This is a genomic window from Kiloniellales bacterium (assembly GCA_030066685.1).
In the GTDB taxonomy this organism is placed as follows: domain Bacteria; phylum Pseudomonadota; class Alphaproteobacteria; order Kiloniellales; family JAKSBE01; genus JAKSBE01.
Genome location: JASJBF010000018.1, coordinates 119,454 through 140,811, shown reverse-complemented (window position 1 = coordinate 140,811; position 21,358 = coordinate 119,454). Strand labels below are relative to the sequence as shown.

The 21,358-nt window shown below is 69.8% G+C and carries 16 protein-coding genes; 6 read left to right on the top strand and 10 right to left on the bottom strand.

All coding sequences use genetic code 11. The features are described from left to right. Positions 1-7 precede the first annotated feature (7 nt). Positions 8-970, bottom strand: coding sequence for a TAXI family TRAP transporter solute-binding subunit (locus QNJ30_12085; GenBank protein ID MDJ0944202.1), 963 nt, complete (start codon positions 968-970; stop codon positions 8-10). A gap of 148 nt (positions 971-1,118) precedes the next feature. Beyond that, positions 1,119-2,564: a hypothetical protein gene (locus tag QNJ30_12080; protein MDJ0944201.1), complete on the bottom strand. Its 1,446-nt coding sequence runs from the start codon at positions 2,562-2,564 to the stop codon at positions 1,119-1,121. A 534-nt stretch (positions 2,565-3,098) separates the two neighbouring features. On the opposite strand from QNJ30_12080, the gene QNJ30_12075 reads away from it, so the two are divergent. Beyond that, positions 3,099-4,784: an amidohydrolase family protein gene (locus QNJ30_12075; protein MDJ0944200.1), complete on the top strand. Its 1,686-nt coding sequence runs from the start codon at positions 3,099-3,101 to the stop codon at positions 4,782-4,784. A gap of 26 nt (positions 4,785-4,810) precedes the next feature. Here the strand turns inward: QNJ30_12075 and QNJ30_12070 are convergent, their stop codons facing one another. Both QNJ30_12070 and QNJ30_12065 read right to left on the bottom strand, forming a co-directional pair. Then, complete coding sequence (locus tag QNJ30_12070; protein ID MDJ0944199.1) at positions 4,811-4,993, bottom strand: hypothetical protein; 183 nt, start codon at positions 4,991-4,993, stop codon at positions 4,811-4,813. Between the two features lie 179 nt (positions 4,994-5,172). Beyond that, entirely contained in the window at positions 5,173-5,892 is a 720-nt protein-coding gene (locus QNJ30_12065; GenBank protein MDJ0944198.1) for a Crp/Fnr family transcriptional regulator, read from the bottom strand. A 753-nt stretch (positions 5,893-6,645) separates the two neighbouring features. On the opposite strand from QNJ30_12065, the gene QNJ30_12060 reads away from it, so the two are divergent. The 4 genes from QNJ30_12060 to QNJ30_12045 all read left to right on the top strand — a co-directional run bounded on the left by QNJ30_12060 (position 6,646) and on the right by QNJ30_12045 (position 13,795). Continuing rightward, entirely contained in the window at positions 6,646-7,977 is a 1,332-nt protein-coding gene (locus QNJ30_12060; GenBank protein MDJ0944197.1) for a DUF1800 domain-containing protein, read from the top strand. A gap of 2 nt (positions 7,978-7,979) precedes the next feature. Continuing rightward, complete coding sequence (locus QNJ30_12055; protein ID MDJ0944196.1) at positions 7,980-9,194, top strand: DUF1501 domain-containing protein; 1,215 nt, start codon at positions 7,980-7,982, stop codon at positions 9,192-9,194. A gap of 384 nt (positions 9,195-9,578) precedes the next feature. Continuing rightward, complete coding sequence (locus QNJ30_12050; protein MDJ0944195.1) at positions 9,579-11,423, top strand: S8 family serine peptidase; 1,845 nt, start codon at positions 9,579-9,581, stop codon at positions 11,421-11,423. A 338-nt stretch (positions 11,424-11,761) separates the two neighbouring features. After that, complete coding sequence (locus tag QNJ30_12045) at positions 11,762-13,795, top strand: S8 family serine peptidase (GenBank protein MDJ0944194.1); 2,034 nt, start codon at positions 11,762-11,764, stop codon at positions 13,793-13,795. Positions 13,796-13,875: 80 nt separating this feature from the next. On the opposite strand, the gene QNJ30_12040 is transcribed toward QNJ30_12045, so the two are convergent. From QNJ30_12040 to QNJ30_12025, 4 genes are all read right to left on the bottom strand, one after another. Then, the gene (locus QNJ30_12040) at positions 13,876-14,799 is read right to left on the bottom strand and encodes a dihydrodipicolinate synthase family protein (protein MDJ0944193.1); all 924 of its coding nucleotides are present in this window, start codon (positions 14,797-14,799) and stop codon (positions 13,876-13,878) included. Between the two features lie 295 nt (positions 14,800-15,094). Next, a complete protein-coding gene (locus QNJ30_12035) occupies positions 15,095-15,241 on the bottom strand; it encodes a hypothetical protein (protein MDJ0944192.1) in 147 nt (48 codons plus the stop codon). 166 nt (positions 15,242-15,407) lie between these two features. Then, positions 15,408-15,617: a cold-shock protein gene (locus QNJ30_12030; GenBank protein ID MDJ0944191.1), complete on the bottom strand. Its 210-nt coding sequence runs from the start codon at positions 15,615-15,617 to the stop codon at positions 15,408-15,410. Between the two features lie 487 nt (positions 15,618-16,104). Next, entirely contained in the window at positions 16,105-16,275 is a 171-nt protein-coding gene (locus QNJ30_12025) for a hypothetical protein (protein MDJ0944190.1), read from the bottom strand. A 321-nt stretch (positions 16,276-16,596) separates the two neighbouring features. On the opposite strand from QNJ30_12025, the gene QNJ30_12020 reads away from it, so the two are divergent. Further along, entirely contained in the window at positions 16,597-18,144 is a 1,548-nt protein-coding gene (locus tag QNJ30_12020; protein ID MDJ0944189.1) for a di-heme oxidoredictase family protein, read from the top strand. 4 nt (positions 18,145-18,148) lie between these two features. On the opposite strand, the gene QNJ30_12015 is transcribed toward QNJ30_12020, so the two are convergent. Both QNJ30_12015 and QNJ30_12010 read right to left on the bottom strand, forming a co-directional pair. After that, a complete protein-coding gene (locus tag QNJ30_12015; protein ID MDJ0944188.1) occupies positions 18,149-19,243 on the bottom strand; it encodes a tetratricopeptide repeat protein in 1,095 nt (364 codons plus the stop codon). Between the two features lie 505 nt (positions 19,244-19,748). Then, positions 19,749-21,248 (bottom strand): CoA-acylating methylmalonate-semialdehyde dehydrogenase, encoded by a 1,500-nt coding sequence (locus QNJ30_12010; protein ID MDJ0944187.1) that lies wholly within the window; start codon positions 21,246-21,248, stop codon positions 19,749-19,751. Positions 21,249-21,358: the final 110 nt, after the last annotated feature.

Genomic DNA, 21,358 nt, shown 5'->3' with positions numbered 1-21,358 from the left:
CCGAAGCTCAGGGGTTCTTGGCCAGCCAGGTGCTGGCGGCGTCGAAGCGCTTCCAGCCCGGGACCTCGGAGCGCAGGTCGACCTCCTTCCACTTCGGATGGAAGGGGCTGGTCTGGAAGGTGTCGAACTTCTCGAAGAAGCGCTGGACGAAGCGCCGCACCTTGGCGCTGCGCGGATGGCTCTCCGGCCAGCTGTAGGCGGCCATGACGGCGCCCACGGCCACCGTGGGCACCTCCTCGCCGGCGGCGATGAGGTTGGGATAGCTCTCCGCGGTCAGGCTGGTGGGCAGGTAGGCGCCCTTGATCCGCTCGGCCGGGATCGGCAGCAGCGCCAGGTCGTCCTCCCCGGCGATCTCGCGCAGCAGGGTGACCGGCTTGCCGCCGACGAAGACCAGGGCGGCGATCTCCCCGCCGCGGAGCTTGTCGAGGGCGATCGGCTCCGAGAAGGTCGTCGCGTCGACCGCGATCCCCAGCTCGTCGAAGATGATGCTGGCGGTCATGAAGGTGCCGCTGCCCTGGGTCCCGAAGTTGACCTTGCGGCCCTGGAGGTCGGCGGCCTGGGCGATCTCCTTGCGCGCCAGCAGGTGGACCTCCTCGTTGTAGAGCTTGGTGATGTAGGCGATCTTCTTCTCGACGTTCGGGAAGAGCATCGAGTCCCGGTAGAAGTCCAGCACGTCGGACTGGACGATCGCGATGTCGATGCCGCGCAGCATCAGGAGGTCTTCGATGTTGCGGACCGAGCCCTTGCCGAGCACCGCCAGGACCCGGTGCTCGTAGCCGTCGTCGAGGGCGTTCGAGAGGTCCGAGGCGAAGCGCACGTAGGTGCCGGTGACGCCGCCGGAGATGATCCCGACGGTGCCGGCGTTCACCAGCTCCATCTGCTTGCGCAGGTCGACGCTCTGCGCCTGGGCCGCGCCGCTCCAGAGCAGCGCCAGCAGGCCCAGAAGGAAAAGCGGAAAACGACGGCTCATTCCCTAAACTCCTTGCTTTCGAAGGGCCGCCGCGGACGCGCCGAAGCGGCCGACCGACTGCCCAGCCCGCGGCGGGCCGCCCCTTGCGCCCTCGAGCGGTCCCGATCGAGGCTCCGGGACGCCCGAGGACGCAAGGGCGCGCCCCCGCCTAGTTGTTGACCGATCCGGCTTCCTGACGCGCCTTCAAGGCCGCAGCCAGCCTGGCGATCTCCTGCTCTGCCGCCGCCAACTTCTCTTTCAACCGCACGACATCAGGGCTGGACTCCTTCTCCGCCGCCGCAGCGATGAGCTGGCCGATGCGTTGCGATATCTCCCCCCGCGCCGCGTCGACCTCCGCCCGGGCGCGGGTCAGCTCCTGGCGGATGCGGGACATCTCGCCCTTGGTGTCGGACAGCTGCCGGCGCAGGGTCGCGGTCTCCGCGCTGGACGCCTTCGCGGCTGCCAGCGCCCGGCCCTGGGCCTCCGCGCGCGCCAGCGCCGCCTCAAGCTGGCCGCCCACCCGCTTGCGCGCCTCCTGGGAACGGCTCAGGGCCTCCTGCAGGCCTTGGGCCTGCTGCTGAGTCGTCTGGAGGATCTTGGCAAGCTTCCCGATCTCCGTCTTCGCGGCGTCCCGCTCGGCCGTCAGGGCCTGGGCCGTCTTGCGGAGCTCCCGAAGCTCGTCCTGCTTGCCGCCCTGGCTTTCATTGAGCCGCGCCTCGGCCGCGGCACGCGCGGTCTCGGCCGTCTCGACCGCGGCTTCCAGCCTGCGCGACTCCTTTCGGAGGCTGGCCAGCTCCGCCTCGAGCGCCTGCGCCGCGCCGCCGGAGGCCTCGAGACTGACGATCTGCTTGTTGCTGGCTTCCAGCTCCTTGCGCAGGGTTTCGACCTCCGAGTTGGCCGCCCCGGAGGCGGCTGCGAAGACCCGCTCGATCCGCGCGCCGATCTCGCGCTCCGCTTGCTCCAGCTCCTGCTTCAGGGCATCCCGCTCGCTGCCGGTCTCCTCGAGCTTCGCTTCCAGGCCTTCAACCTTCTCGCGCTGCGCCTGGGCGTCCGCCGCCGCGATCAGCGCCGCGTTGTTGGCGCCGACCACCCGGTTCGCCCAGACGTCCTGCTTGGCCCGGGCCTGCTCGACCTGCGCGGCGGTCTCGGCGCGGGCCGCCTCGGCCTCGGCAACGGCGGCCTTCAGGCCCTCGATCGTCTCCTCCGAGGCCGCCAGTTCCTTCTGGAAGCGCGCGGCCGCCTCGCCGGCCGCGACCTCGAGCCCCTCGACCTTCCGGTTCACGTCGCGCAGTCGCGTTTCGAGCCTGGACGCATAGGCCCGGGAATTCTCCTTGGCGGAGGTGAGACCGGCGATCTCCGCGCCGGCGGCGTCGAGCTTCCGACGCAGGACGGCGACCTCCGGATCGCTCTTCCAGGTCACGCTGGCGAAGAGCTCCTCGAGCCGCGTCGAGAGCTCGTCGCGCGCCTCGTCGATTCGGGCCTGCATCTCGCTGCGGGTCTTTTCGAGCTCGGCCTCCAGCGCGGCCGACTTCAGCTTCTCCTGCTCCAGGGCCTGGCGCAGGGTCTCGGCCTCGCCGGCGCCGAAGGCGACATTGCTGCCCGGAAGGAAGGGCAAGGACAGTCCGACGGCGAAGACCAGCGCCAGACGCCGGGCCGAGTGCCACGAAACCCGCGGTTGCAGACTTGTCGAAGGCCTCGGAAAACACCTGCGCCGGCCGGTGAAGTGACGAGAAGTCTTGGGATCGCAAACGACCGCCAGTCCGGTGACGGAGACCGCCCTGCTCATATCCCCTCCGAAGTCTTAACAGTATTCACAAAGAACAGTTCGCCGCAACTCGAGGTAGCAAGGTGAAGTTTTATCTCTTATTTGAGTAAATATTAGTGCAAATCCCTGATAAATACCAGCAAGGGTAATCCCCGATACAAGATATGACATCAGTAATACTGACCTTCGGCAGATTTCTCCTGCGAAACAGGAGATTTGCCCGCTTCTGGACTTGATCCGCTCCGGCGAGGCAGGCCGCGTAGGCGCGGCTTCGGATGGACGCCCGAACCGGGATTGCCCGCGCCAGGCCCCTTGCCAAGCGACCGTCGGCCTTGGGACAGTGGTCTCGGGCCGCAAGGTCTGCAGCGATCTGGGAGGGTCGAAATGGACCTGGTGATCAAGGACGCGACGGTTTTCGACGGCAGCGGTTCGGAGCGGCAGGAGGGCTGCGACGTCGCGGTGGCCGACGGCCGGATCGCCGGGCTCGGTCCAGACCTCTCGGTCCCATCGGACGCCGAGGTCGTCGACGCCGGCGGCCTTGCGCTCATGCCGGGGATCGTCGACAGCCACACCCACTACGACGCTCAGATCACCTGGGACCCCTGCCTGACGCCCTCCCCGGCGCTGGGCGTGACCACCGCCGTGATCGGCAACTGCGGTTTCACCATCGCGCCCTGCCGCGAGGCCGACCGCGACCTGGTGATGCGCAACCTGACCCAGGTCGAGGGCATGTCGCTGGAGGCGCTCGAGCGGGGGATCGCCTGGGACTTCGAGAGCTTTCCCGAGTACCTCGACGCCATCGAGCGGCGCGGCGTCGCCGCCAACGTCGCCGCCTTCATCGGCCACAGCGCGCTGCGCAGCTACGTCATGGGGCCGGCGGCGGTCGAGCGGGCGGCCGACGAGGACGAAGTCGCGGCCATGGCCGCCATCGTCCGCGAGGCCATGGCGGTCGGCGCGCTCGGCTTCGCGACCTCGACCGCGCCGCAGCACAACGGCTGGGGCGGCCGGCCCATGCCCTCGCGCCTGGCCGACGACCGGGAGCTGGAGGCCCTGGTCGGCGCCATGGCGGCCTCCGGGCGCGGCCTCTTCATGCTGACCAAGGGCGACCGCAGCGACGTGCCCTACCTGGAGCGCCTGGCCGCAAAGGCGGGACGCCCGGTGATGATCGCCGCCCTGCTGCACAACCCGACCAACCCCGAGGGCATCTTCCGGGAGCTGGGCCAGATCGCCGAGGCCCGGGCCCGGGGCCGGGAGCTCTGGGGTCAGGTCAGCTGCTGCCCCCTGACCATGGACTTCACCCTCGCCTCGGCCTACCCCCTGGAGGGCTTTGCCGCCTGGGCGCCGGCGATGGAGGTCTCGGGTGCGGCACTCAAGCAGGTGCTGGCCGATCCTGGCTTCCGCGCGGCGGTCAAGGCGGAGCTGGAGGCGCCGGCCGGGGTCCGCCTTTTCAACGGCGAGTGGCACAAGATCGAGCTGACCGAGGCGGCCCTGCCCGAGAACCGGCACCTCGAGCACCGCAAGGTCTCGGAGCTCGCCGAAGCGGCCGACCGGCACCCGCTCGACTGGATGCTGGACTTCGCGATCTCTGAGGACCTGGCCAGCCTCTTCACCGCGGTCCTGCTGAACTCCGACGAGGAGGCCGTCGGCCGGGCGATCCGGGACCCCAACGCCTCGGTCGCGCTGTCGGACGCCGGCGCGCACTTGACCTTCTTCTGCGACGCCGGCTTCGGCCTGCACCTGCTGGGGCACTGGTCGCGGGGCCTGGGCGTGCTGACCATGGAGGCTGCGGTCCACGAGCTGACCGCCAAGCCGGCGGAGATCTTCCGCCTGCCCGGGCGCGGTCGGATCGCGGCCGGCTACGCGGCCGACCTGATGCTCTTCGACCCGCAGCGGATCGGCCGCGGGCCCAAGCGCCGGGTCCACGACCTGCCGGCCGGCGCGGCGCGCCTGACCACCGACGCCGTCGGCCTGCACGGCCTCTGGGTCAACGGCACGCGGGTGGTCGACCGCGACGGCCGCCTGCTGCGCGAGGCCCGCCCGGGCCGGCTGCTGCGCGACTTCGACGCCTGACGCCCGGCGGCCGCGGCGTCAGGCGATCATTCCCGGCCGCGGGTCAGCTCCAGGCTTTTTGCCTCCTGCGGGCGCCGCTCCTCCGAAGACTCGGACAGCGACGCCCCCAAGGGCGCCAGGGCGATCAGCAAGTACAGCGCACTGCAGATGGCCCAAGCGGCCAGGATCTCCCGGAACGAGGCCCCGGCCCTTCCGTCGTGGGATAGCATTGGTTGCGCTTTCTTATGGTTGCGTCGGTCTTTGGCCGAGAGTCCCAGAGACGGCTCGGACACCCGGTGGCAAAGCGCACAGGAATCCTGTGACGGCCGTCACAGTCCGGTTCGATTCCACAGATTCAGGTGGCTTGTCTTCGCTCGGGCCGCAGGCGTGCCGGCCGCGCGGCCGCGGTTCAGAAGCTGTTGCCCATGTCCAGGAGCGATTCCCCCAGGACTTCCTCGACCAGCTTGCCGAACTCCTGGATGTCGCAGATGATCGTGCTCTCGCCTTTCTTCTCGATCAGGCCGGACACGGTGAGGCGGCGCATCTCGCGGGTCACCGCCTCCCGGTGGGTCGAGATTCGGCTGGCGAGGTCGGCGTGCGTCGGCAGCGGCGAGATCACCGCCGATCCGTCCTCGCGGATGTTCTCCTTTGCCAGGCGCAGGAGCTCGGCATGCAGCCGGTTCCGGACCGCCAGGGTGCTGAACTCCAGCACCCTGCCGGTCAGGGCGCGGGCCTGGGCGACCAGCCAGCGCATGGTGTTGCCGGCGACTTCGGGATTGCTCAGCAGGACGTCCAGGAAGGGCTGCGGCTTGATCGCCGCTGTCAGGCAGTCGGTCGTCGCCTCGACCGTGGCCGAGCGCGGCAGTTGGTCGATGGCCGCGAACTCGCCGAAGACCTCGCCGGGCCGGGCGTCGCGAAAGATCACCGGCTTGCCGGAGAAGGAGTAGATGATGATCCGCGCCTTGCCCTCGACCAGAAAATAGGCGTCCAGGGACCCGTCGTGATGGCTGATGATCTCCTGGCCGGCCATGAAGCGCCGCCATTCGCACTGGCCGGCGATCTTGGCGAGCGCCTCGTCGCCCAGGCCGCGAAAGATGGCGATGTTCTTGAGGCTGTGCGTATCCGACATGACGGTCGTCCCTGTTCCTCAGCCGCCCCAAAAAAGCGCCGCGGCCCCCCCGTCCCAGCAATTCACATCAAAAGTCGCGGCCAGTCCAGCCTGAGCGCTCTTGGCCCGGAGTCCTGTCCGCCGGCCGGCGACACAAGCCGGCGTGGACATCGCGCCTCGTCCGGCCGCGGAACCGCCATCGGCGGCCTGCCCCAAGGCCTGCGGCCCGGCCCGCCGCACCTGTGCGAAAGACCACAGGCAGGGCGTCCGGAGCATGAAATAACAGCAATACGAACCACTTGGTGACCGATTCCGGGGCCGCGACCCGCGAGAGCCACCTGGGGGAGAAGCGCGGGCGGGGCGATCACGGAGACGGCAGCCGATGACGATGGCTGGGGGAAACCCAGGCCTTCGGCGCGCCGCGATTGCCGGGATCGAAAGCCTTGAAGGACCGGATTTCCTTTCTGCCGCCCGGGCGGCAGTGAGTCCGACCTCCGAGGGTCCGTCGGACAGACCGCCTCACCGATGGATCCGGAGGTGAACTGCTGGGGCAGCGAGGAGACGCCCTAACTCCTTCGCTGCCCCGGCAACCCTCCCGGCGACCGCCGACCTGGGCGGTTGCGACCCGACCTGCCGAAGCGAAGAAGATCCGCAGGGTTTGCCGAAGTTCCGGGTAAAAGGAAGAGGCGCCGCCCGGTCAGGGCCCCGGCCAGGACCTCGGGGCGCCGTCGGGACGGGGCGACTTCCCCTCGGGTGACGACATCGGGGCGTGTCATGACAGGGCTGCGCGAAGCCTTCATCGCGGCGAACCGCTTCGGCCTCGGGGCCAGGCCGGGGCAGCTTCCAACCCTGGCCTCGGATCCTCGAGGCTGGCTGGAGTCCCAGCTCGACGCGGAGCCGGCCTTGCCCGAGCCGCTGCGCGGCCTGCCGCCGGCGCGGGAGGCCGTGGCCGCCTTCCTTGAAGCCCGCCGCGAGGGGCGCGACCTCGCCAAGGTGATCCGCCGCCAGGCGCGCGAGGCCTACATGCGGGAGGCCGGGCTGCGAACCCTGGCGGCGCTTCGCAGCGAGGCCCCCTTCCACGAGCGCCTCGTCGCCTTCTGGAGCAATCATTTCACCGTCTCGGTCAAGCGCCCGGTGCTCTTCGGCGTCGCCGGCGGCTTCGAGCGCGAGGCGATCCGCCCGCACGTCACTGGGCGCTTCGCCGACATGCTCCTGGCCGCGAGCCGCCATCCGGCGATGCTGCTCTACCTCGACAATGCCCAATCGCTCGGCCCGAACTCGCGCGCCGGCCGCTGGCGCGGCAAGGGCCTCAACGAAAACCTGGCCCGGGAGATCCTCGAGCTCCACACCCTGGGGGTCGACGGCGGCTACGCGCAGGACGACGTCCGCGCGCTGGCCAAGATCCTGACCGGCTGGAGCCTGGCACGCCCGGGCAAGGACGCCGATCCCGGCGGCTTCAAGTTCCACCGGCTGGCCCACGAGCCGGGCGACAAGACGCTGCTCGGGCGGCGCTACCGGGAGGCCGGCATCTCGGAGGGCGAGGCCGCCCTCGCCGATCTGGCCCGCCATCCGGCGACGGCGCAGCACATCGCCCTCAAGCTGGGCCGGCACTTCATCGCCGACACGCCGCCGGCCGCGGCCGTCGACCGCCTGGCCCGGGTCTTCCGGGACAGCGACGGGGACCTGCGCCAGGTCTCCCTCGCCCTGGTTCGGCTGGCGGAGCCCTGGCAGGAGCCCCTCGCCAAGCTGAAGACGCCGCAGGACCTGGTGGTCTCGACCCTTCGGGCGACGGATTTCCGCGGCGATGCCATGCGTCTGGTCCCGCCCCTGCGGCTGCTCGGCCAGGCGCCCTGGTCCGCGCCCTCGCCGGCCGGCTGGCCGGACACCGCCGAGCTCTGGGCCGCCCCCGACGCCCTGCTCAAGCGGATCGAGTTCGCGACCGCGGTCGCCCAGCGCATCGGCGACCGGCTCGACCCCCGGGCCCTGGCGAAGGCGGTCATCGCACCGGTCGCGGCGCCGGAGACCGGGACCATGATCGCGCGCGCGCCCTCGCGCAGCGACGGGTTGACCCTGCTGCTGGCCAGCGCCGAGTTCCAGAGGAGGTAGGCATGATCAGCCGACGCAGCGCCCTGCAGGCCCTGGCCGGCGGCCTCGCCGCCGGCGCCCTCGCCGGCCCGCGCCTCGCCCTGGCCAGCCTGCCCGGCGAGCGGCGCCTGGTAGTGGTGATCCTCCGGGGCGGCCTGGACGGCCTGGCCGCGGTCCCGCCCTTCGGCGACCCGGCCTATGCCGGAAGCCGCGGCAGCCTCGCCCTGGCGGCGCCGGGCGGCGAGGCCGGCGCCCTGGACCTGGACGGCTTCTTCGGCCTGCACCCGGCGCTGGCGCCCTTGCACGATCTCTACCGCCAGGGCGAGCTGCTGCCCATCCACGCGGCCGCGCCGCCCTATGCCAAACGCTCCCACTTCGACGCCCAGGACGTCCTCGAGAACGGCACCGCCCGGCCCGGCGGCGCCCGGGACGGCTGGCTCAACCGCGCGATCCGGGCCCTGGACGGCGAAGGCGCGGAACTTCGGGCCCTGGCGCTGGGCGAGTCCGTGCCGCTGGTGCTGCGCGGCAGCGCCCGGGTCGCCTCCTGGTCGCCCAGCGTCCTGCCGCTTCCGGAAGAGGCGCTGCTGACCCAGATCCAGGATCTCTGGCAGCGCGATCCGCTGCTGGGGCCGGCCCTCTCCGAGGCCCTGCGCATGCAGGACGGCGAGGCCGGCGACATGGCGGCCCGCGGCAGGGGCGCCCTGCGCGGTCTCTACGGCCCGCGCGGCTTCCTGGTCTTCGCGGAAAAGGCCGGTCGAATGTTGGCGGCGGACGAGGGACCGCGCCTCGCCGTGCTCGAGATGGGCGGCTGGGACACCCACGCCAACCAGGGCCGCGACGACGGCCGCCTGGCCCGGCACCTCGAAGCCCTGGGCCAGGGCCTGGCCAAGCTGAAGGCCGAGCTCGGCCCGGCCTGGGACCAGACCGCGGTCCTGGCCATGAGCGAGTTCGGCCGGACCGTCGCGCACAACGGCAGCGGCGGCACCGACCACGGTGTCGGCGGCGCGGCCTTCCTCCTGGGCGGGGCGATCGCCGGCGGGCGGGTGCTGGCCGACTGGCCGGGACTCGACAGAAGCCGGCTGCTCGACGGCCGCGACTTGGCGCCAACGCTCGACCTGCGGGCGGTCTGCAAGGCGACGCTGCACGACCATCTCGGCCTCGACCGCCGACGCCTCGACGCCGAGGTCTTCCCGGACAGCGCGCATCTGCCGGTCCTCGACGGCTTGACCAAAGCCTGATCCCGAGGCACGGCGGCTTCACTCTCCACGAGGCCGGTGCACGCAGACGGCGACCGGGGCGCTGCAACGCAAGATTGTCATTAAGGATCGTTTACAACCGTGCTATCAAAGGTTGCATAGCGGGGAGGATAATCCCTGGGAAGACTTGCCTGCAGCAGTCGCGACGCCTGCGGAATGGCGAGCTAGGGAGGTTTCTGCCCTGCCTCACACCTTTGAGGAGGACGGTACGTGATTGCAAAGCGCCAAGAAATGCAGGGCGCGCATGCCCCCTGCGTGCATGACGGCGGCGCCTTATGGGCCGCCGGGAGCGAGATCGAGAAGCGCGGCAAGAAAACGGGACTGCGGACTCGCCGGCTGATCGCAGCGGTCGCGCTGGGGGCCTTGATGGCACCGGGCGCAATGATGCTCGCTTCGCTGCAGAATGCCGTGGCGGCGGACAAAGGCGTAGCCGGCGCGATGACCAAGATGGACCCCGCGCTTGTCGCCGTGCACGAACAGCAGCAGGTAGGTACCGCCGCGCGTAGCTTGCAGGTTGAAGAGGCACCGGCCCTTTCCGCCGCATCGCTGTCACAGGTCGTCGACGACAAGGTCTTGATCGACGCCGTCGCGACGGGCCAAGGCACCGACCTGCTGGCCGATCTCGAAGCCCTGGGACTCGAGCGAGGCTCCGCCTTTGGCCGCGTGGTCTCCGGCTGGCTGCCGGTCGGCGCGCTCGAGCAGGCCGCCGAACTCGGCACTCTGCAAACCGCCCGGCCGGCGGTGGCGCTGCCTCGCGTCGGCTCGGTGACCAGCGAAGGCGATCCGGCGATGCTCTCGGACTTCGCCCGCCTGGCCTTCAGGGTCAAGGGCCGCCGGATCACCGTCGGCTCGCTGTCGGACAGCTACGACTGCCTGGAGGGTGCGGCCGGCGACATCGCGACCGGCGACCTGCCGCCGGCGCGCCGGATCACGATCCTCGACGACAGTGCCTGCCCCGGCTCCGACGAGGGCCGGGCCATGATGCAGCTGATCCGCGACGTCGCGCCGCGGGCCAGCCAGGCCTTCCACACCGCCTTCGGCGGCCAGGCCGACTTCGCCAACGGCATCGTTGAGCTGGCCAACCAGGCGGGCTCGGAGGTGATCGTCGACGACGTCATCTACTTCGCCGAGCCGATGTTCCAGGACGGCATCATCGCCCAGGCGGTCGACCAGGTGAAAGCCCAGGGCGTCGCCTACTTCTCCTCGGCCGGCAACGGCGGGCGCAACTCCTGGGACAGTGAAGACAACGGCTTCGTCGATTCCGGGGTTACCGGTGCCTTCGGCGGCGCTCGCCACGACTTCGATCCGGGCCCGGAAGTGGACGACCTGCAAAGCTTCATTCTTGCGCCCGGCGTGACGATCTTCGCGTTCCAATGGGACCAGCCCGCCGTTTCGGTCAGTGGTGCCCCCGGCTCGGCCAGCGACGTCGACATCCTGGTCTACGACGCCGCCGGGAACTTCACCTTCATCGGCGGCTTCGCCTCCAACATCGGCGGTGATCCCATCGAGGTCTTCGGCATCGTCAACAACACCATCGACGACCTGGAGGTCAATATCGCCCTCGAGCTCTTCGACGGTCCGGCGCCGGGCTTCATGAAGTACGTCGTCTTCGATCCGCGTTCGGAGAACATCAACGACCCGCCGACCTCCTTCCCCGCCGAGTACCAGACCAACAGCAGCACCAACTACGGCCATTCCAACGCCGCCGGCGCGGCCGGCGTGGGTGCCTCCTTCTGGCGCCAGACGCCGCGCTTCGGGGTCTTCCCGCCGCGGATCAACGCCTTCTCCTCGGCCGGCGGCACGCCGATCCTTTTCGACCTCGAGGGTCTGCCGGTCGAAGAGCTGCGCGCCCAGCCCAGGTTCACCGGGCCGGACGGCGGCATCACGACCTTCTTCGGCACCCGCGACGAGTTCGGCAACATCGATCCGGACGGGACCAACTTCTTCGGCACCTCCGCCTCGGCACCGCACGTCGCGGCCGTCGCGGCCCTGATGCTGGAGGCCGATCGCTCGCTCAGCCCCGATGAGGTCTTCGAGATCCTCGAGGACACGGCGATCGACATGGACGATCCGGCGACCCCCGGCTTCGATTTCGGCTTCGACTTCGGAACCGGCAACGGCTTCGTCAACGCCCTCGCCGCCGTGCTCAAGGCACGCGGCAAAAACGATGACGACGACGATGACGACGACGTGGCGTTGATCGGACGCTGACCCGCGGTTCGGAAATCCGAACGCCCGCCGAGAGGGGCGGTGCCGCTGGCACCGCCCCTCTTCGACATTTGGCGACCCACCAGAAGCGAGCGGGGCGCGGTTTCGTATCTCCACCCCGCCGTCGCGGGGGCCGTCTCACCTGGCGGCGCTCGCCGCGATCCGGCCGCCAGCGCTTCGCGGACACAATCTTATTACAAGAACGCCCCATCATGATTTATCTATTTAAGGTTGTATTGCCGCCGGGGCGCTCGCCGAGATCCGTCGCCGGTGTTTTCTTGGGAGCCACGGTGGCGAAGGCGAAGTGTCCCCTCCGCAACGACTGGGATGGAGGATAGGACATGACTGCAAGACACCTTGGAAGACGGGCGGAGGGCCAGCGTCGCAACGCTGTCCGTGCCGTCGAAGCCGCCGAGCGTGAGATGGCCTACGGCGGCGCAGAAGGGCGGCGCGGCAGGCGCGCGGGATCGGTTCGGCGGCTGATGGCGGCCGCCGCGATGGGCGCCCTGATCGCGCCCTGGACGGCCACCGGGAGCCAAGCCCAGGGCTTCGACACCTCCGAGGCGGAGGCCATCGCCGGCATCCGGGCCGCCAAGACCGGCCCGATGTCCAAGATGGACCCGGCGCTGGCCGCGCTCCATGAGGGGCTGCAGGCGGACTCTGCGGTGCGCGGCCTGCGTGCCGATGCGGTACCGGCCTTGTCCGGCGGTCCGCTGGCTCGGGTCGTGGACGGCAAGGTCCTGATAGACGCCGCCGCCTCGGGCGAGGCGGCCGACCTGCTGGCGGACTTGCAGGCCCTGGGTCTGGAGCGCGGCTCCGCCTTCGGCCGCGTGGTTTCCGGCTGGCTGCCGGTCACCGCGCTCGAGCAGGCGGCCGGCCTCGGCAGCCTGCAACTGGCCCGCCCCTCCGTTGCGATCGCCCAAGCCGGCTCGGTGACCAGCGAAGGCGACCCGGCAATGTTCTCGGACGTCGCCCGAGAGGTCTTCGAGGTCAACGGCCGCCGGATCACGGTCGGCGTGCTTTCGGACAGCTACGACTGCCAGGGCGGCGCGGCCGACGACATCGAGACCGGCGACCTGCCCCCGGAACGGCGGATCACGATCCTCGACGACACCGCCTGTCCCGCCCCCGACGAAGGCCGCGCCATGATGCAACTGATCCGCGACGTCGCGCCGCGGGCGAGCCAAGCCTTTCATACCGCCAACAAAGGCCAGGCCGACTTTGCCAACGGCATCGTGGAACTGGCCAACCAGGCAGGCGCCGAGATCATCGTCGACGACATTCTCTATTTCACGGAACCGATGTTCCAGGACGGCGTCATCGCCCAGGCGGTCGACCAGGTGCGGGCGGCCGGCGTCGTCTATTTCTCCGCGTCGGGAAACCATGGCCGCAACGCTTGGGACAGCGGCGAGGCCGGCTTCGTGGATTCGGGCGTAAGGGGGATCGCCGGGCCGCGCCACGACTTCGATCCGGGGCCGGGCGTCGACGATCTGCAGAGCTTCACCGTCGCCCCCGGTCAGACGCGCTTCGCATTCAACTGGGATCAGCCCGCGGCCTCGGTCAGCGGTGCCCCGGGCTCGGCCAGCGATCTCGATATCCTTGTCTACTTCCCGAGCGGCCGCTTCACCGGGATTGGCGGCCGGGCGTTCAACATCGGCGGCGATCCGATCGAGTTTTTCGACATCATCAACAACACCGACGAGCCGCTGGAAATCGCGATTGCGATCGAGCTCTTCGAGGGCCCAGCACCGGGCTTCATGAAGTACGTGGTCTTCGATCCCGGCTCGGAGAACACCAACGACCCGCCGACCTCCTTTCCGAACGAGTTCGCCACGAACAGCGGCTCGAGCTACGGCCACGCAAACGCCGCAGGTGCTGCCGGTGTCGGCTCTTCCTTCTGGCGCCAAACGCCGCGCTTCGGCGTCTCCCCGCCGGAGATCAACGCAGCCTCCTCGGCGGGCGGCACGCCGACCCTCTTCGACACCGAAGGCCTTCCGGTCGAGGAACTGCGCGAGCAGCCGCGGGTCACCGGACCGGACGGTGGCATCACGACCTTCTTCGGTGGCCGCGACGAGTTCGGCAACCGGGATCCGGAGGGCAACAACTTCTTCGGCACCTCCGCCGCGGCACCCCACGTCGCGGCCGTGGCAGCGCTGATGCTGGAGGCCAACCGCTCGCTGACCGCCGACGAGATCCTTCGCATTCTCGAGGACACGGCGACCGACATGGACGACCCGGCAACGCCGGATTTCGACGTCGGCTTCGATTTCGGAACCGGCTTCGGCTTGGTCGACGCCCGGGCCGCCGTTCGGAGGGCGAGTCCAGACGACGACGATGACGATGACGACGACGACTTTACGGTGACCCGCCGTTGACGACCGGCTTCGCGCGGTAACCGCAGTCCGAGAGGCGGCTGGCCCCGAGGGTCCGCCGCCTCTCTTCCGTCGGAGGAGGCTTACGGGGTCTCGATCGAGATCCGCGCCAGGGCCTCGGCGTGACGCCGGACGCAGTCCAGGCCGAAGGCCGTCGGCGCCAGGGCCGGGGCCCGGTCGTGGACCTCGCCCAGGTCCAGCTGCCAGGCCAGGATCCGCTTGCCGTAGCAGTGCAGGGTCTGAAGCGACTGCATGACGAAGGTGAGCAGCGGCAGGATCTCGCGGTAGAGCCGCTCCGCCTCGGCCTCGCCGCCGGGCGTCCCGCCGGCCATCAGCTCGTAGATGCGCGCCTGGATCGCGCAGGTCTCCGGCCCCGGGATGACGCCGGCGCAGCCGGCCCTGAGGTTGTCCGGCAGTTCGAGCCCGTTGCGCCCGTTGAAGACCGCCAGCCCTTCGCCGCTGGCCTCGATCACCTCCCGGATGGTCAGCGCCGGCCCCTCGCCCTTAAGCAGGACGAAGTTGTCGTGCCGCCGCCGCAGGGTCTCGATGCTCTCGACCCCGAGGCCGATCCCGAGATACTCCGGGGCGTTCTGGATCGCCACGGGCAGCGCGCTGGTCGCCATGACCGCGGAGAAGAACGCCAGGCACTCGGCTTCCGACATCCCCGCCCGGCGCGGCGGCTGAAGGATCGCCCAGTCGGCCCCGGCCGCCTCGACTGCGCGCAGGAAGTCGGCCTGGGCCTCGACGCTCTCGCCGAAGACCGTCACCGCGAGCGGCAGGCGGCCGTCGAGGTCCTCGGCCGTCCAATCCAGCAGCCGGCGGCGCTCCTCGAGGGACAGCTTGTCGACCTCGGTCGCCAGCCCCAGCACGGCGAGCCCCTGGACACCGGCCTCGACGCAGTGCGCGACCTGGCGCCGCAGCGCTGCGCGGTCGAGCCCGCCGTCGCGGCCGAAGTAGGCGTAGAGCATGGGATAGATGCCCCGGAAGGGGCTGTCCGTCGCGGGCATCGGCGCCTACGCTCCCCAATCGAGGACAGTGGGTCAGGCTCCGAGAGGCCGGCCCCTCCGGGCAAGGCTTCCGCGCAGCGGGGTCCGGCACGGACGGCCTCGGCCCAAATCGGAACTCATCCCTTGGTCCAAGGAAATGGCCATCCACCGGGGTCTGGGCACGATCACGGCCCCCGGCGCTACTCTCGGAGCCGGTTGCGTCGTTGCGGTTGCCGCAAACCTAGCGTCGGACCTCGGGCCGCGCCGGATCCGAGTGGAACGGCGGCGAAGAAACCGCAGTGCAGCCCAAGGGGCGTTAGCTGTGCTCTGGCAGGGAGTCCGCGGTCTCGGCCTTGGCCTTTTCGGCTTTCTCGGCCTTGGCCTTCGCCTTGGCAGCTTTCTTCTCGGCCTTGAGCCTTTCACGCTCCCTGCGTTCAAAGTCGTAGTTCGGCTTGCGGGCCATGACTTCTCCTCGAAGTTCGTTTGCACAGGCTCGCCGTCCGCCGGCACCCGGGGCCGGCGGGATGCGAAAGCCGGGCGATCGGAGTGCTGCCCGGCTTGGTGCCGGACCCGCCCCCGGCCGCGCGCTGCAAGCGCGCCGCGGCCGGAGGGCGAACCCGGGTGATCGTTCAGTCGATCAGGACGAGGTTCTCGGCCGAGGACTTGCCGTTCCGTCCTGGCGTCAGCTCGTATTCGACCTTCTGGCCTTCGCTCAGGCTACGCAGGCCCGCACGCTCGACGGCGGAGATATGAACGAAGGCATCCGCGCCGCCGTCGCTCGGCTGAATAAACCCGTAACCCTTGGTCAGGTTGAACCACTTCACAGTACCGGTAGCCACAGCTACTCCTTTCTCAACGACATCGCACGAAAAGACGCCAAGGAGCGAACCTCCGTGCCGGATTGGAGTGCACAAAATCAAAGGAGCTGCTCGGTGGCGCCCGGCGGCGCAAGCAAGGCACTCTAAGAAAACGTGCAACCACTCAGTGACTCATGGCGCCATCCGCTTCGAAATACAAGCCCCCTGCGCCAAATTGTTGGAATCCCACGCAGCTTGGCGGGTCGACATGAAACCCGGAACCGCAAGGAGCGCGGCGCCTTCGCAGACGCCGTGTCAATCTTCGAAGAGGTTGCGCTTCGAAGAGGTCGCGCGGTTCGGCGACTGGATGAGGGCCGGACCGGTCGAGTGGACCGGACTCCTCGCCCCGGGGCAAGGGCTGCCGCCGGCGCTTCGGCCGCCGGCAGGTCGGGATCAAATGCCGGAACAGGCCGGACCGACGAAGGGGCGGCCTGAGGAAGCGCCGCCGGCCATCGCCCGGCCCTCCGGGTCAGCCGCAGTCGTAGCCGGCCCGCTTGCGGTAGTGCCGGCAGGACTTCCGGTCTTGCACCGGATCGCCGCCGTCGCTGACCTTCCCGTTGCTCTGGATCGTTGGGATGCTTGTCGAACCGGTCAGGGCTGAAAAGACAGTTGCCGCCACAACGATTAGGATCAGAAGCATAGATTGCTTCATGACCATGCCTTTCGATCTAGAGTTGATCCTTAACCTTAGATCAAACCTGAAAGTCATAAGAATCCGTTAACCATACGCCCGGGACTGTGGAAATCTCGTCGCCGCAGCGGTGCCAAGCATCGAAATCCCTGCATCAACTCTGTGATCCCGGGCGCCGGCTGCTTCAAATGGAGGGCGAAAGCGGTAAACTCCCGGGATCGCAGGCGCGGCGGTTCGAGGCCGGCCTCGGGACGAGAGGTCGTCGCAGGTCCGAGCTGGAAGGAGGCCGCCAGCCGGTCGGACGGCGGCGGGCGGTGCGATGGGAGAGGCATGCCGGACCCAAGGTTTCCGATCGAAGGCTTGAGGCGCCGCCCGCGACGGGCTGCCGCAGCGCTCTGCCTCGCCGGCCTGCTGGCCCCGGCCGGCTGCGGCCCGCCAGGCGATCTTCTGAATGCGCCGGCCGCAGCGCCGAAGGTCGACTTCGGCGATCCCAGCGTCTATCGCGATCCCGACGCGCCGGAACTGGCCTACGGCTCCGACGACGCCTACGACGGCACGAAGTTCTTCCAGGAGCGCTGCCTTTCGTCCAATCCGGTCGCCTACTGCGCGGTCCTGGACGGCCCCTTCAAGCTGCCGGTCGGCTTTCCCGCCGGCCAGGCCGAGGCCGAGTTCCTGCGCGGCAACCGGATCTTCAACGCCAACTGGGCGCCGGCGGGCCGCTTCGACAGTGGCGCGCGCGACGGCATCGGGCCGCATTACGACGCCTTGGGCTGCGCACGCTGCCACGTGAAGAACGGCCGGGGTCGGCCTCCCGATCCCGCTGCGGGCGATCTGGGCACCCTGATCCTCAAGATCAGCCAGCCCGGGGCGGCGCCGGCTGCGCCGCCGGAGCCGGATCCGCGCTACGGCGGCCAGCTGAACTACCGGGCGGTTGCCGGCCTCCGGCCCAAGGGACGCATCGACGTCAGCTACGAGGAGATCCCCGGCCGTTTCGCGGACGGCGAGAGCTACAGCCTGCGCCGGCCCCGCTTCACCGTCGCCGAGCCGGCCTACGGGCCCTTCCCGACCGCGCTCGAGACCTCGCCTCGGCTGCCGCCGCCGGTCATCGGCCTCGGTCTGGTCGAGGCGCTGTCGGAGGACGACTTGCTGGCCCGAGCCGATCCGGAGGACGCCGACGGCGACGGCATCTCGGGGCGTGCGAACTACGTCATCGATCCCGAGGACGGCCGGCGGAAGATCGGCCGCTTCGGCTGGAAGGCGGGGGCGGCCTCGCTGCGCCAGCAGACCGCGGGGGCGCTGTCCAGCGATATGGGCGTGACCTCGCCGGTCTTTCCGCAGCCCAACTGCCCCGCGGCCGAGCCGCTCTGCCGGGCCCAGCCCCAGGGCGACCGACCGGAGATCTCCGAGACCGATCTCGACGCCCTGGTGTTCTACATGCAGCTACTGAGCCCGGCCGGCCGGCGCGGCACCTCGGATCCGCGGGTGGTCGAGGGCGCCGAGCTCTTCGAGGACATCGGCTGCGCCGCCTGCCACACGGTCCAGATGACCAGCGGCCGCCACGCCGAGGCCGGAGTCCTTTCGGACCTGGTCTTCCACCCCTACTCCGACTTCCTGCTCCACGACATGGGCGAGGGCCTGGCCGACGGCCGCAGGGAGTTCCTGGCCAGCGGCCGGGAGTGGCGGACGCCGCCGCTCTGGGGCCTCGGCCGCACCCGCGAGCTCGGCGGCCGGGCCCATTACCTGCACGACGGCCGCGCCCGCAGCCCGGCCGAGGCCATCCTCTGGCACGGCGGCGAGGGCGCCGCGTCGCGCGACGCCTTCCGCCGCCTGCCGAAGGCGCAGCGCGAGGCCTTGCTGCGGTTCCTGGAGTCCCTCTAGGCCCTCAGCCGCCGGCGGGCTCGGCCGCCAGGCGCGTCAGTTCGGCGCGCGCGCCCTGATGGGCCGCGGAATCCCCGGGCCCGCTTTCGAGGATGCCGCGAAGGCGCGCCTCGGCCGGCCCGGGCTCGCCGGCCAGCAGATCCCTTTGGGCGAGAAAGAACTGCGCCTCGGTCTCGCGCAGCGCGGCGCGGCCGGGGTCGCCGTCGCGCGCCAGCTCGAGCAGCGCCGGCTCTTCGAGCCGCCCCTCGAGCAAGGCCAGGACCGGCGCGGGCCAGCCCGGCTCCACGTCGCCCTCTGGGGCGGCCTCGGACGGGTCGCCGAGCCCGCTGCGCAGCGCCGCGACCCGGAACCAGAGCGCGGCCGCGGGGTCCTCCGGGCTCCGCTTTCGCGCTGCCCCGAAGTCCGCCGCGGCGGCCGCGAACTGGCCCAGGAAGAAGCTCGCCCGGCCCCGGCCCATCGTCGCCTGCGGATGATCGGGATCGAGCTGCAGGACCCGGGTGAAGTCGCGGAAGGCCGTCCAGGGTTCGTCCATCATCAGGTGCAGGCGACCGAGCTCCAGGTGGGTCTCGGGGTTTCGCCGGTCGCGGCCGAGCAGCGCTCGGAGGTCGGCCTCGGCCTCGGCGAAGCGCCGCAGCTCGATGAGGACGCCGCTCCGCGTCCGGTAGGCCGGCGCGAGGCCGGGGTCGAGGCGCAGGGCCTCGGTCAGGTCCTTCAGCGCCGGCGCGGGCTCGCCGAGCTGTGCGCGCAAGGCGCCACGGCGGTACCAGCTGTCGGCGACGGTCGCGTCCAGGCGGATCGCCCGGTGGAAGTCGAGCAGGGCCTTGTCGCGGCGGCCGAGACGCAGCAGAGCCCGGCCGCGCTCGTTGTGGACCCGGGCCCGCTCCGGCTGCGGCAGGTCGGCGATCTCCGCCGCCCGGGTCAGGTGCTCGATCGCGGCCGCATCGTCGCCGGCGCGGGCCGCCTCTTGCCCCTCGGCGAGCCTCTCCTCCAGGAGAGCGGCGTCGAAGGGAGCAACCAGGCGCGGCTCCTCCCGGCCGGCGGCCGACCCGGCCGCGAGCAGCGTGAGAAAGAACAGCGCGCAAAGGGGATGTCGTGACATGGCGGGCCGGTTGGAAGGGATCAGGGCGAGGCGAGGCTAGCGCCAGGGGGTTAAACCCCGGCTAAATCCGACCAAACCCGTCCCCATACGACTTTACCGATACGCCGCCGAAGAGACCTAAAGTTTACAATTTTGACAGTTCTTCAGTAAAATTGCTGCACTGCAAAAAATTGCTTGCGTTTGGTGAATTTCCGCTTAATATAGCGTTGTCTTCATAGTCAGAGTTGCCAAACTTGACAAGCTTGACACAAGGGTGGGGGACCAAACCCATGCAAGTCATTCAGAAGCATAAGCCCGTCATCCTGCTGGTCGCCGCCTTCAGCGTTATGGTCCTGATCGGGATCCTGACCTCTTAGTCGCGGACCGCGGGCCACGGCCTGCCGGGGCGGCGTCCCGAAGGGAGCGCCGCCCTTCGTGTTTCCGGGTTCTGGCGAGAGCGCAAAGCAAACGGCCGGCCCTCGGACGAGGCCGGCCGTCGCTTCGCCTTGTCGCTTTGCCGCAGCGATCAGGACATCGTCGGGATTACGAAGGAGGCGCCTTCCTTGACGCCCGAGGGCCAGCGCGAGGTGACCGTCTTGGTCTTGGTGTAGAAGCGGATCGAATCCGGCCCGTGCTGGTTCAGGTCGCCGAAGCCGGAGCGCTTCCAGCCGCCGAAGGTGTAGTAGGCGAGCGGCACCGGGATCGGGACGTTGACCCCGACCATGCCGACGTTGACCCGCGAGGCGAAGTCGCGCGCTGTGTCGCCGTCCCGGGTGAAGACCGCGACGCCGTTGCCGTATTCGTGGTCGTTGGCCAGGTTGAGGCCCTCCTCATAGTCCTTGGCGCGGACGACCGAGAGCACCGGGCCGAAGATCTCCTCCTTGTAGATCCGCATGTCGGGCGTCACGCGGTCGAAGAGGCAGCCGCCCATGTAGAAGCCGTTCTCGTAGCCCTGCATCCTGAAGTCGCGGCCGTCGACCCGCAGCTCGGCGCCTTCCTCGATGCCGATCGCCACGTAGTCCTTGATCTTCTGCAGGGCCTGGGCCGTGACCACGGGCCCGTAGTCGGCTTCGAGATCGGTCGAGGGGCCGACCTTCAGGGCCTCGACCCGGGGAATCAGCTTTTCGACCAGCTGGTCCGCGGTCGACTCGCCGACCGGCACCGCGACCGAGATCGCCATGCAGCGCTCGCCGGCCGAGCCGTAGCCGGAGCCGATCAGGGCGTCGACCGCCTGGTCCATGTCGGCGTCGGGCATGACGATCATGTGGTTCTTGGCGCCGCCGAAGCACTGCACCCGTTTCCCGTGGGCGCAGCCCTGGGTGTAGATGTACTCGGCGATCGGGGTCGAGCCGACGAAGCCGATGGCCTTGACGTCCGGGTCCTCGAGGATGGCGTCGACCGCCTCCTTGTCGCCGTTGACGACGTTGAGGACGCCCTCCGGCAGGCCGGCTTCGATCATCAGCTCGGCGAGGCGCAGCGGCACCGAGGGATCGCGCTCGCTTGGCTTGAGGATGAAGGCGTTGCCGACCGCCAGCGCCGGAGCGAACTTCCACATCGGGATCATGGCCGGGAAGTTGAAGGGCGTGATGCCGGCGACCACCCCCAGCGGCTGGCGCAGGGAGTATATGTCGATGCCGGGGCCGGCGTTGTCGGTGTACTCGCCCTTCATGAGGTGCGGCACGCCGCAGGCGAACTCGACGACCTCGAGGCCGCGCTGGATGTCGCCCCGGGCATCGGGGATGGTCTTGCCGTGCTCGCGGGCGAGGAGCTCGGCCAGCGCCTCGAACTCGTTCTGGACCAGCTGCAGGAACTTGAACAGGACCCGGGCCCGGCGCTGCGGATTCTGCGCCGCCCAGGCCGGCTGCACCGCGAGGGCGTTCTCGACGGCGGCCCTGACCTCGGCCTTGGAGGCCAAGGGAACCTTGGCCGAGACCTCGCCGGTCATCGGCGTGAAGACGTCGCCGAAACGGCCGGAGGTACCCGGGACCTTCTTGCCGCCGATGAAATGATGCAGTTCCGTGGTCATGCCCTCGCTCCCGCTGACTTGTTATCTTTTGGCGCCCGAGCATAGAATCCCCGACACCCAAGTTCCAAGGGACTTCGCAGCGGAAAGGCGCGCCCTGACGCGATCCTCAC